This is a genomic window from Methanobacterium sp. (assembly GCA_016222945.1).
Classification (GTDB): domain Archaea; phylum Methanobacteriota; class Methanobacteria; order Methanobacteriales; family Methanobacteriaceae; genus Methanobacterium_D.
Genome location: JACRPY010000010.1, coordinates 1 through 13,324, shown reverse-complemented (window position 1 = coordinate 13,324; position 13,324 = coordinate 1). Strand labels below are relative to the sequence as shown.

At 32.7% G+C, this 13,324-nt stretch carries 7 protein-coding genes; 6 read left to right on the top strand and 1 reads right to left on the bottom strand.

What is annotated here, in order from left to right:
* The first annotated feature begins 368 nt into the window (after window positions 1–368).
* Both HZC47_11670 and HZC47_11665 read left to right on the top strand, forming a co-directional pair.
* The gene (locus HZC47_11670; GenBank protein ID MBI5681543.1) at window positions 369–1,292 is read left to right on the top strand and encodes a hypothetical protein; all 924 of its coding nucleotides are present in this window, start codon (window positions 369–371) and stop codon (window positions 1,290–1,292) included.
* Window positions 1,293–1,296: 4 nt separating this feature from the next.
* Window positions 1,297–2,211, top strand: coding sequence for a hypothetical protein (locus HZC47_11665; GenBank protein MBI5681542.1), 915 nt, complete (start codon window positions 1,297–1,299; stop codon window positions 2,209–2,211).
* Between the two features lie 186 nt (window positions 2,212–2,397).
* Here HZC47_11665 and HZC47_11660 read toward each other — a convergent pair whose 3' ends face one another.
* Window positions 2,398–2,805: a hypothetical protein gene (locus HZC47_11660; GenBank protein MBI5681541.1), complete on the bottom strand. Its 408-nt coding sequence runs from the start codon at window positions 2,803–2,805 to the stop codon at window positions 2,398–2,400.
* 272 nt (window positions 2,806–3,077) lie between these two features.
* Between HZC47_11660 and HZC47_11655 the strand changes: the two genes are divergently transcribed.
* The 4 genes from HZC47_11655 to HZC47_11640 all read left to right on the top strand — a co-directional run.
* The gene (locus tag HZC47_11655; protein ID MBI5681540.1) at window positions 3,078–5,807 is read left to right on the top strand and encodes a DEAD/DEAH box helicase family protein; all 2,730 of its coding nucleotides are present in this window, start codon (window positions 3,078–3,080) and stop codon (window positions 5,805–5,807) included.
* 56 nt (window positions 5,808–5,863) lie between these two features.
* A complete protein-coding gene (locus HZC47_11650) occupies window positions 5,864–10,645 on the top strand; it encodes an ATP-binding protein (protein MBI5681539.1) in 4,782 nt (1,593 codons plus the stop codon).
* An 81-nt stretch (window positions 10,646–10,726) separates the two neighbouring features.
* The gene (locus HZC47_11645) at window positions 10,727–11,893 is read left to right on the top strand and encodes a restriction endonuclease subunit S (protein ID MBI5681538.1); all 1,167 of its coding nucleotides are present in this window, start codon (window positions 10,727–10,729) and stop codon (window positions 11,891–11,893) included.
* The coding region (locus tag HZC47_11640) for an N-6 DNA methylase (protein ID MBI5681537.1) at window positions 11,887–13,324 on the top strand (1,438 nt) is incomplete at its 3' end. The genes HZC47_11645 and HZC47_11640, both read left to right, overlap by 7 nt.

Genomic DNA, 13,324 nt, shown 5'->3' with positions numbered 1-13,324 from the left:
TGCAGCATAAAATGCAGCATATTCCAAATGGGAATGTATTAAGGGGAAATATCATGAGTCAAATTCCTTATGAAATTCTACATTAAAACAGATAAGGCCATTAAAATACTCTTAAAAGAAGATGGTGTGCTTTTAAAAATAGGTTCTTAGTGAAAGATCAATTGCCTTCCCATTCATTTTACAAACCCAAACCCATTGTATTACCTTAATATCTATTTTTTAATAAACATTTGGCTCCTACTTATCTTCCCAGATTAAATAGCAACTTTTAAGATAAACTTGGATAAAGTGATTATCAGAATTGTTTATTCCTAAGATTTTGTATGGGGAATTTTATTTGGGAATGAAAAATTAGGGGGCAATTTAATTTGCAGAAAGTAAATGTTCGTAAAATTATTTTAAATGCTGTTAAAACCACAGAACCAACATGGAAACAGTACGGGATCAAATGGGAAGACATTGATTACCTTTTTATTCAGAGAGGTTACGAACAAGGTGGTTTTAACACTTCTAAGTTCTCTGAACTCTTAATAAAAGAGAAAATTTTTTCTATTAGTAAAATAGGTAGTATTTTAGATAATTTTGAATTTAATCGGACTTATAATCGTGAATTTGCTGGTAATTATAAAAGTCCATTCTACTTAGATCTTGAAAATGGAAAAGCAGGAGAAGAGGGAATAGGTTTTTATAATTCAGTTCGAAATTTCAAAAGGAATAAAGGTAGCCACTATTATCAGTTATTATGGTGGATGCTAGTCTGCTGTAATGATTTAAAGCATAAGTATGATGCTAGTTTTTCCAATTACCTCCTAGTGAAATATTCTAAATTCAAAAATAGATCCATTGATGAAATTGAATTTTTAACCCAATCTGTAGATGAATGGGAACAATTTAAAAGGACTAAACCTTGGAATGACTTACTAGGCATCGGTGAAAATGTATTTGACTTTTTAATGGGAGATCTTGTTGATGAAGGGTGGGAAGACCGTGAATTTGTTAAAGATTCCTATAAACTAGATGATTCTAACATTCGATTTTTAAAAGTAACTGGAATCAATAATGAACCTGAACATGACGTAGTTGTAAATTATTTAAAAAAATTAGAACTTCCTTACACAATAAGACAAACCAATAAAGGTATCTATTCTTATTGTTCTGAAACTGCCTTGAAAGAGGTTGAAGAGGGAGTTTATCAGGGTGACCCCCAAAACCATGGATTCTGCCACCCTAATAGATGTAAAGAATGCAATGTAGAAGATATCTGTGAGAAAGATTTTTCAAGTTTAAGGTGATTTAATGCCATTATTTTCAATGAATAAGGGGAATCTAGAGCGCATAGATAAAATTGATTTTAAATTGGAAAGAGAAATCCAGAAAATAACTGAAGAAAACCTTGAACTCATTTTTGGTTTGGATTTTGTCAAGTCCGAATTTCAGCTAAACAATTTGAGGATGGATACTCTGGCCTTTGATAATGAAACCAGATCATTTGTGATTATAGAATTCAAAAGAAGCTCAAATTTTTCTGTGATTGATCAGGGCTTTGCCTACCTTGCTCTTTTATTAAATAACAAAGCTGATTTTATTTTGGAATACAATGAATCTAAAGATATTTCTTTAGGTAGAAATGATGTTGACTGGTCCCAGTCACGTGTAATATTTGTTGCACCCCAATTTACAAGGTACCAAAGACAGGCAATAGATTTTAAGGATTTACCCATAGAACTATGGGAAGTTACCAAATATAAAAATGAAAACATTCTTTTCAACCAGTTAAAGGCATCTAGAAGCAGTGAATCCATCACAAAGCTAAGTTCGAAGAGTGAAATTGTTCAAAAAGTTAGTGATGAAGTGAAAGTATTCACCGAGGATGATCATTTAAAAAACATATCCGATGAAATTAAAGAACTATATGATGAACTGAAAGAGAGAATCTATCTTTTTGGTGAAAATATAGAGGTTAAACCTACAAAACTCTACATAGCCTTTAAATCTAACACTAATTTCTGTGACATAACTTTGCAAAGGAATAAAATGAAAATATGGCTTAATGTACGTAAAGATACCTTGGATGATCCCCGAGGTATGGCCCGGGATGTTTCCGATGTGGGACACTGGGGAAATGGAGATTATGAGATTATAATAAAACCTGAAGAAGATATGGATTACTTGATGACTCTTATAAGACAATCTCACGAAATAAACTCCTAAAACTATGGGGATAAGTAATGGCAACACAAAGTGAAGCAGCACTGGGAAAAATGCCGCATAAAAAAAATTCATAGAATGTATATGGATAAGTTTACTCTCTTAATTTAGGAAATAAACTTCCTAAAGTCAACTATCGCATTTTGGCAACGGTTCAAAAATAGAGAAAGTTAACTGAAAGGAAATAAATTATATGGGGTTACCATATCCAGGGTCTCCTGGATTAAGGATTCCATCTCCTCCACATCCATCGCAACGTATTTTTTTAGTTCCTTCTCCAAAGCCTGAGCCTTGACATGTAGGGCAAGTATTATTGCCAACTTTACCTATACCATTACATGCTGTGCAGATATTTTTGCTTTCATAGTATCCTACACCCTTGCAGTAACTGCAAGTGTAACTTTTAGCTTCGGGAGTTTTAGAATTAGTAACACTGGAATTTGTAGTGTTAACTGTAACATTCATTGATGCGTTTTGGTTACTTGAATTGTTTGAAGGGGTAAAAGAATTATTTTGGCTTAAAATTGCAAACCCCACACTTATAATTGCTATTATAAGAATTACTATGATTATTATCAGAATATCTCTTTTTATCATACAATAACCAATTAAATTTTATTTATTATATATTTTATTATCTGATTTTTGATGAAAATAGCGAATGTGAATTGATTCTGATAAAAATGGATAATAAAGCTGAATTTGATTCATAATCTGAAAAAATGAATATCCATTTAGTTTTGATGTTGATTTTATTGTAAATATTATTAACTAATGGCAAAATATTAGGAACTTAGGAACTTAGTCCACAGATATGAAAAGTGGGAGCAAATAGTAACTTTTAATATAATCATAATCATCATAATATCATGGAATCGTATACTGATGATGTTTCATTGTTATCAGAATTCAAAACTAGAAAGCAGTATATCGATCCAGAATTAGAAAAACAAGGATGGCTTCCAAAATATATTAAAGAGGAAGTCAACTCTGTTAAATCAAATTTTAAAGATAAAAATATTATTTTGTTCGATGGAAACCCTCAACGGAATGTTGATCGTTTCATTGATTATGTTTTACTGGATGAAGATTACACACCTTTAGCTATAATTGAAGCAAAAAGGTTTTCCAAAAACGCAGATACCGGCCGAATACAGGCTAGAACATATTCTCTGGATATTGAAAGTCAAATAAACCAGAAAGTACCTATTTTCTTAACTAATGGTCAAAAATGGCTTTTTATTGATGAGTACGGTATTGAAAGGAAAGTCAGTGGCCCATTTTCTCAAGCTGATTTGAAAAGACGCAGGGATCTATACCGAAATCGTAAAGATCCTCGAACTGTTAAAATAAATACTCATATTGTGGATAGGCCCAGAAGTGTGACCATAGTCCGGAAACTCTCAGAACACTTTTCAGAATGTCATAGAACTGCTTTAATAGAGATGGCCACAGGTACAGGAAAGACCCGTGTAGCAATGGCCCTTATTGATCTATTAATCAAATCCAATGTGGTTAGAAATGTCTTATTCATTGCAGATAGGATTGCTTTAGTGGGACAGGCCAGAGATAATGGATTTAAAAAATATTTCACAGAACCAGCAGCTGATTTAAGGGAAGGATTCACCACTTCCAGTCGCTTGTATGTTTCCACAGTGCAGACCCTAATGGGTGGCAAGGAAACCCGAATGTTTGAGAAATATTCCCCTGGATTTTTTGATTTAATTGTTTTTGACGAAGCACACCGATCCATCTATGATAAAAACAATCTAATTTACCAGTACTTCGACTGTATAAAAATAGGATTAACCGCCACTCCCCGAGAAAGGGAAACGCAGAGTACCTTTGATTTATTTGGAAAGGCCACTGCAGAGTATTCTTATGATGAGGCGGTTCGGGATGGGGTTTTAGTTCCCTACTTTGCCCATATTATTTCCACCAAAGTTTTAAATGAGGGAATAAAACAGGAGGACCTGGACAAGTTTCTAAAAGACCAGCTCCGCAGGCAGGATGTGGATCCTGACACCTTCGAACCAACTGGTTCCCAGTTTGACCGGGTGTTCATGGATGACAAGACCAACACCCTCGTAATAAAAAGTTTCATGGAAACCTGCTACAGGTCAGATGAAGGCAAACCTGCCAAGTCCATTTTCTTCTGTGCCAGCAAGAACCATGCAAATAAAATGAAGGAAGTTTTTGGAGAGTTATTCCCCAAGTTTGCCAGTGAAGTGCAGGTTATAACCTCGGACATGTACCGCGCTAATGATGAGGTTAAACGGTTTAAACAAAGATCAAACCCACGCATTGCCCTTTCAGTGGGAATGCTCGATACAGGGGTGGACATCCCTGAAGTCTGCAACTTAGTGTTTATAAAACCAGTTGTATCTCCCATAAGATTCTGGCAGATGCTGGGCCGAGGAACCCGTAACTTGGAAGCATGCAAGCACAAGGACTGGCTCCCCAACAATAGAAAGGATGATTTTTTAATATTTGACTTCATGATCGGGGGTCATTCCAATATTGAGTTCCATGAACTGGAAAGGGGAAAAGGTACGGGAGTGCCCAACGATGTTCTAACCAACATTTTCAACAACCGGGTGGCTCTATTAGAGCAAAATTTAACCCCTAAAGAAAGGGAACTCATAACCGGTAAGATCAGGGCCACCATAGATGAACTGGATGAAGAGTTCTTCCTGGTCCGGGAAAAATCATCCATAATCTCCCGGATAAAAAAAAGTGATGACTTTGATGGAATGGTGGATGAGTTAATGGATGAAGTATCTCCCTTAATTATCACCCAGTTTGGGACTAATTCCAAGGTTTCATCATTTATTTTAAAGGCTGAAAAGCTATTCACCTGCGTGCTGGATCGGGATAAGGAGAAGATTGATAAAATACGCCGGGAACTGGTCTACATGATCCGCAATGTGGCTGATAAGGACAATCTCCAGGTGATAAGTGAGAGGAAACCACAGCTTATGAGAGCCCAGCAGATGGAGTTCTGGGAAGACCTGACATTTGAAGATGTGGAATTTTTGGTGAGGGAGATTGCACCGGTGATGAAGTACTTTGAACCCACCTGCAGGCCAGTCGTTGATATTTCCGCACTGGATATAATTGTAAACTGGAAAGAGTTTGAAAAAGAAGTTAAAGAAGATGAAGACCTTAAAAGACTCTTAGAGCGAAGTGAAGCAGTCCGTAAGTTAAAGGAAGGTGAAGGGATAACCTCCAGGGAACTTATGAATTTAGAAAAAGAACTCTCCTCTCTCAAACCTGAAATAACCATTGAATACATTCAAAAACAGCAGAATATTGACTTTCTACTATTTTTAAGGGACATTATTAATATAAAGCGAAACGATGATCCCAGAGCCATGATTGAGAAACGGTTCGACAGTTACATAACAAACAATCCCCACTACACCTCCCGACAGCTTGAATTTTTAATGTTGTTGAAGAAGGTGTTTGCAGAGAGGAAACACATAGAAATGAAGGACCTTGGTAGTCCTCCCTTTGAGGATGAGAATCCTTTGGACTTGTTTAGTTATGAGGAGTTAGAGGGGATTGTGGATAAGTGTAATAGGATTAGGATGTGTTGATATAAGATAATAATTTAATTAATTAATTTTAATACTATGGGAGATCTATGATGGAAATTATTAAACCAGATTGGGATAAGTTTAAAGCAAAATTTAGTGAGAATCATCAAGATAATTTTGAATGGTTTTGTAATTTACTTTTTTGTAAAGAATTCAATCAACCCTTTGGTATTTTCCGTTACAAAAATCAATCTGGAATCGAAACGGATCCTATTATTAAAGAAGATGAAGTAATTGGCTGGCAAGCAAAATTCTATGAAACTACTTTATCATCCCATAAAAAGGATCTTATTGAGACCATCAGACGAACTAAGCGTGATTATCCAGATATTACTAAAATTATTTTGTATTCTAATCAGGAATGGGTGCAGCGGCTAGATCGGGAAGATAAAGCTAAAAAGCCACCAAAAGGACTAATTGAAATTGAAGAAAAAGCTGAAAGTTTACAAATCGAAATTGATTGGAGAACTATGAGTTTTTTTGAATCTTCTTTCGTTACAATTGATAATAAAATTATTGCACAACACTTTTTTAGCCTAGATCAAAGCATTATAGGTCTTGTTAACGAAAAAAAACTGCATAATGATGCAGTATTCCATGAAATTCAGACGGATATAAATTTCAATGATCAAAAAATAGAAATTGATCGGAGTGAAATTTTACAAAATATTGAGAATGAACTTAGGCAGAAACAAATATTAATCATAAGTGGTGTTGGGGGAGTTGGCAAAACAGCAGTTATTAAAAATTTCTATAAAAAAATAGGGGAAGAAACTCCTTTTTATGTTTTTAAAGCTAATGAATTCAATTTAAATAACCTAAATGATCTCTTTAATGGACTTAATTTTAGAGATTTCATTGATTTTCATGATAATGAAAAAATTAAAATTATTGTTATTGATTCTGCTGAAAAATTATTAGAACTTCCAAATACAGACATTTTTAAGGAGTTTCTTTTAAATTTAATTAAAAATAACTGGAAAATAATTTTCACGACTCGAAATAATTATTTAGAAGATTTGAATTATCAATTTATTGATATATATAATATTAATCCATTTAATTTAGATATAACAAACTTAGATGAATCTGATTTGGAAAATTTATCTAGCAAATACAGTTTTTCTCTTCCAGAAGACTCAAAACTAAGTGATCTTATTAAAAATCCTTTTTATTTGAATGAATATTTAAGGTTTTATAATGAAAAAGAGACCTTAAATTATTCCAATTTTAAAGAAAAGTTATGGAATAATATAATAAAAAGATCGAAACCATCTAGAGAGCAATGTTTTTTAAAAACAGCTTTTGAAAGAGCAAATCAAAGTCAATTTTTTGTTAATCCTGATTGTGATTCTCAAATTTTAGATAATTTTGTTCAAGATGGAATTTTGGGATATGAAACAGCAGGATACTTCATTACTCATGATATTTATGAGGAATGGGCATTAGAAAAGATAATCAATTCTGAATTCATAAAGAAACAAAACAATGAAGAATTTTTTGAGAAAATTGGAGAATCTCTACCAGTACGTAGAAGCTTTAGAAATTGGGTATCTGAGAAACTTTTACTGGAAAATGGACTCATAACACAATTTATTGAAGAAATTATTCAAGATGAAGAAATTAAGTATTTTTGGAAAGATGAAATTTTAGTCTCCGTTTTGCTTTCTGATTACTCTGAAGCTTTTTTTGAGTTATTCAAAGAAAAATTGATAGAAAATGATCAAAAGTTTTTAAAAAAAGTTACCTTATTACTCAGGATAGCCTGTAAAGAAGTTGATAATGATTTTTTTCAAGCATTAAGCATAAAAGAGATGAATTCACTTCCTATAACTTACTTTTTTACTAAACCTAAAGGTAATGGTTGGAAAAATCTGATAAAGTTTGTTTATCAAAACTTAGAGTCTATTAAAATTGAAAATATTACTTTCATTTTTCCCATAATTCATGATTGGAATAGTAAATTCAAAAAAGGTGAAACAACAAGATTTTCTAGCTTAATAGCTTTAAAATACTATGAATGGGTAATTGAAGAGGATAAATACTTAGATAAAAAAATTGAAGAAAAAATTCTTCAAACTATTTTATTTGGTGCTAGTGAAATAAAAGACGAACTTATTATAATTTTTGATAAAATATTGGAAAATAAATGGGATAACCATAGAGACCATTATAATGAGTTAATAAATGCCATTTTAACAAAAGTGGGGGTCAATATGGAAGTCATAAAAGTTCTTCCAGAATATGTTTTGAGATTGGCAGATCTTTTTTGGTTTAAAAATCCTAAAAAAGATGATTTTCATAATTCTGGGCATCAAGGTGATTTACCTTTTATTGATGATCCTCTAGACATTGAAGGGAAATTTTGTTTAAAACGAAATGACATGGATTATTTCCCTTCAAGCTCTTTTCAAACACCTATTTACTGGTTGTTACTATATTCTTTTGAAAAAACTATAAATTTTATACTAAATTTCACCAATAAAACGATCAAATGCTATGCTAAATCTGATTTAGGGAAAGGAGAACTTTTCAAATCAGGGGATGAAGAAATTTTCAATTTAGGAAAAGAAAAAGTTGAAGAAATAGACGTTTTTATCGTAAATGGAAAAACAACCAAACAGTATATAGATGACACGATTTGGAATATGTATAGGGGTACTAAAAATTCACCTAATGTTTTACAATCAATGCATATGGCTTTAGAAAAATTTTTCCTCGAAAATGCAGAAAAATTTGATCCAGAAGTATTAGAATCTTGGCTTTTATATTTGCTTGTGAATGCTAAATCAGCTTCTATTACAGCCATAATCGCAAGTATTGTATTAGCATTCCCTGATAAAACTTTTAATGTAGCTAAAGTATTATTTCAAACAAAAGAATTTTTTATTTATGATACCGTTAGGTGGAGTCTTGAAAATACTGCAGAAGGTATTTATAGCATAGGATATGGCCTTAATTCTCAGCGCAATTTTTACCAGGATGAAAGAATAAAAACTTGCAAAGATGAACATAGAAAAAAGTCTTTAGAGAGTTTAGCTTTATTTTATCAAGTTTTTAGAAATGAACAAATAAGTGAAGAAGAAGTTGAAAAACGGCAGCATAAAATATGGGATATTTTTGATGAATATTACAATGATTTACCTAATGAAAAAGAAGAGACGGACTCTGATAAAACTTGGAGACTTTATTTAGCAAGAATGGATAGTAGGAAAATAGTTCCTAAAATTGAAAAAAAAGACGATCATGTATTAATTAAATTTATAACAAAACTTGGTTCTAAACTGAAAGAATTCAGTCAAAGATCAACTGATGAAATGTCAGAAAAAATGAAATACATGCCTTTAAAAATGTGGGCCAGCTACAAAATTGGAAATGATGATAGATATAATGAATTTAAGCAATATAAAGATCCTAAGCTAGTTTTAAAAGATTTAAAGGAAGTTGTTAACGGTTTCAAGTCTAATGATCTTGAATTTCATCTTTTTTATCATTCCATTCCAGGAGATGCATGTTCTGTTTTAGTTAGGGATTATTCTGAAGAAATTTCCAAGGATGAGATAAGTTATTGTAAAAATATTATTTTAGAATGTGCTTCCGCATCTCTACGAGAAAATTATGGCTATCAATTGGGAGATGGTGTAAAATCTGCGATTTCTGTGCTACCACTCTTGCTGGAGAAATTTCCAGAAGAAAAAGAGGTTATAAAATTTATTTTGTTATTAACTTTATTTGATCCTCAACCAATGGGAGTGGGTTCTGAATTCTGCGATTATTCTAAGTTAGCAATAATTAATTTATGGAATATTAATTTTGAAGATACCCAATCCTTACTTTTGGGATATTTGTGGTTAAAACCAAAATATGAGGAATTAAGAGCAGAAATACGTAAGAAAAATTATGGGAAAAATGTCTATGAAGTTTATGAAATTGAATTAATAAAAGAATTTGATAATAAGTACGAAAAAGAGCTGCAAAAAGTAATCAAAAACGAAATCACTATAAACGATTTAAATGAGATAGAAAAACAGGATTCATATGTTCTAAAAACAGCTTTTCAGTTAATACCATCAAAAACAGAGCATACAGAACATAAAGAATTAGCTAAAACTATAATTTCAACTTTTGCAAAGGATTTATTATCAAATAAAAGAGAAGATAAAATTGATTATTGGACAAGACATATATTTTTAGAAAAACTAGCAGATTTTGTTTTAAACTCATCTAAACAGGATATATCTAATTATTTAAAGCCATTTATTGATAATTTCAATAGTTCAGAAGATATGGCCAATTTATTTAAAGAATTTGCATACGCGGAAGATAGATTAGATGTTTACGATAATTTCTGGGAAGTTTGGGATTTATTTTATGAAAAAATAGTTGAAATATGCAATAAAGGAGACAATTATTATACTAAAAAAGTTATTAAAGGTTATCTTTTTGCGGAAAATATTTGGAAAAAGGAAGCCACTCATTGGCATACATTTAAAGAAGAGGATAAACGTTTTTTTAAAAAACTAACAGAGAATACTGGGCAATGTCCTTCTGTTTTATATTCAATCTCAAAATTATTAAATGGAATAGGAAGCCTTTATGTGGATGATGGAATTTTATGGATTTCTAGAATGTTAAATGTTTATAATAATTTGTGGTCAGATGAATTAGAGACTAATACGGTCTATTATTTAGAGAATATTGTCAGAAGGTATGAGAATATAAATTCTGAAAAGTTAAGAAAAAACACACAATTAAAACAACAATTTTTAGTAATTTTAGACTTTTTAATAGAAAAAGAGTCTGTTGTTGGATACATGTTAAGAGAAACTATTCTATAATGTGATTTTTGGAATAAACATATGAATTGACTTAAAATCATCAAATAAATGTTCGTTCAACTGCATTTTCGGAAGTTAATCATGATTAAAGAAGAAAATTTAAATTACAATTGGAAATTTGTTCAAATTAAGGATGCTTGTGAATTGTTGATGGGCCAATCACCTCCTGGATCTTCTTATAATGAAGAAGGAGAAGGAATGCCTTTTTTACAGGGAAAAGCAGAGTTTGGAAAAACATATCCTCACCATATAAAATTCACTACTGATCCTAAAAGGAAGACAAAAAGAGGGAGCATACTAATGTCTGTTAGGGCTCCTGTTGGTGATGTAAACATTGCCAATATAGATTATTGTATTGGAAGAGGTTTAGCTTCATTAAATCTAAAAAATGGTGATAATAAATATTTATTTTACTTATTAAATTATTTAAAGCCTAAAATTGAAGAATCAGGAACAGGATCAACTTTTAAGGCAATTACTAAATCTGGATTAGAAAAAATCAAAATCCCTGTTCCCCCCATCGAAACCCAAAAGAAAATAGTTGAAATTCTGGAAAAGGGCGAAAAACTGAAAGAATGGCGGGCAGAAGCTGATGAATTGATTGATGATTATTTAAAGAGTTTATTCGCTCATATGTTCTTTGATAAAGAGAAAAATAAAGATTGGGAAGTTAAATCTCTTTCAGAAATATGTGAAATCAATCCTAAAAAATCGGAAATCAATGATTTACCTTCAAGCACAGAAATTACTTTTTTAGGTATGGAAGATGTTGGAGAAAAAGGAGAAATATTTAATCATAAAATAAAGAATTTAGGTGATGTTATTAAAGGTTACACCTACTTTAGGAAAAATGATGTTTTATTTGCAAAAATTACTCCTTGTATGGAAAATGGAAAGGGTACTATAGCTCGTATTGATACTAAAATTGGCTTCGGTTCGACCGAATTTCATGTTTTAAGGCCTAAAGAAGTAAATTCTGAGTGGATATATCAGTTATTGTCGTTAGATTCTATCCGAGATAATGCTGAAAATATGATGACTGGTAGTGCGGGACAAAAAAGGGTATCTAAAAGATTTTTTGATAAATTAGAGGTTTCAATACCTCCATTAGAACTCCAAAATCAATTCGCCCAAATCGTCCAACAAGTGGAACCCCTAAAAGCTTGCCAATCCCAATCCAAACAAGAAATAGACAATCTATTCAACACCCTAATGCAAAAGGCATTCAAAGGAGAACTCGTATGTTAGACTCAGACCTCAAATCAAAGATTAACCAGTTATGGGATAAGTTCTGGAGCAGTGGAATATCCAATCCCCTGCAGGCCATTGAACAGATGTCCTACTTAATGTTCATGAAACGTTTAGATGATGATGAGATCTCCAGGGAAAAGAATGTACAGCTCAGTAAGGAAGAATATGAATCCATCTTTAAAGACTGTCCTGATTGCAGGTGGTCCAACTGGAATAATATGGCTGCTGATGAGATGCTGGGCCATGTTCGGGATAAAGTATTCCCCTTCTTACGGGATCTGGGTGGTGCGAATTCCCTTTACAGCCGTTACATGAAAGATGCAGTCTTTGCCATTCCTACAGGGAGTCTTCTGACTGAAGCCACCAAAATCATCGACGATATGCACATCAAGGACCGAAATTTGGATACCAAAGGGGATCTCTACGAATACCTCTTATCTGAACTTAAAACCTCCGGTAAAAACGGTCAGTTCCGTACACCCCGACACATCATCCAGATGATGGTGGAACTCTTAAACCCTAAAATAGGTGAAACAATCTGCGACCCGGCATGTGGTACTGCTGGTTTTTTAGTTAATTCTTATCGACATATTCTCAAATCAAATACATCCCCTGATTTAATTAAAATTGATGATGAAGGAATTGAATACAACTTCAAAGGGGATAAATTAAGCAAGGAAGAATTCAAGTTTCTGAAGAATGAGTCACTTTACGGTTATGACTTTGACCAGACAATGGTCCGAATTTCTTTAATGAACCTGATGATGCATGGCATCAGCAACCCTTACATTGATCAAATTAACACTATCTCCGTACGATACGATCAAAGGCCGCAATATAACATTGTTCTTGCTAACCCACCGTTTAAAGGAAGCATTAACAAAGAAGAGTTAAGCGATGATTTCACAATAAACACCACCAAAACAGAAATTCTCTTTTTGGAATTAATGTACAACATTCTAACGATAGGGGGAAGATGTGCAGTTATTGTACCTCAAGGAGTTTTATTTGGAAATTCCAAAGCACATAAATCCATAAGAATGAAACTTTTAGAGGAATGCAGGTTAGATGCAGTGATCTCCATGCCCTCTGGTGTTTTCAAGCCCTACGCAGGGGTATCCACAGGTATCTTAATCTTCACCAAAGGAGAACCAACTGAAAAGGTCTGGTTCTATGACATGGAGGCCGATGGTTATTCTTTAGATGATAAACGGACCTTTATTGATGGTAAAGGGGATATTTCAGATATTATTGAAAAATTCAACCAGAAAAATGAAGAAGATCTGGAAGATAGGAAAGCCAAGTGCTTCGTGGTTCCGCTGGATGAGATTAAAGAGAATGATTACAGTCTCAGCATCTCCAATTACAAGGAAATTGAGTACGAAGAGATTGAATACGAGCCTCCAGAAGTAATTAAAAAGAAGATTT

What these genes read in the sequence shown, in the direction of transcription:
- HZC47_11660 (MBI5681541.1), bottom strand. Translation starts at nt 2,805, where the DNA reads ATGATAAAAAGAGATATTCTGATAATAATCATAGTAATTCTTATAATA.
- HZC47_11665 (MBI5681542.1), top strand. Translation starts at nt 1,297, where the DNA reads ATGCCATTATTTTCAATGAATAAGGGGAATCTAGAGCGCATAGATAAA.
- HZC47_11655 (MBI5681540.1), top strand. Translation starts at nt 3,078, where the DNA reads ATGGAATCGTATACTGATGATGTTTCATTGTTATCAGAATTCAAAACT.
- HZC47_11645 (MBI5681538.1), top strand. Translation starts at nt 10,727, where the DNA reads ATGATTAAAGAAGAAAATTTAAATTACAATTGGAAATTTGTTCAAATT.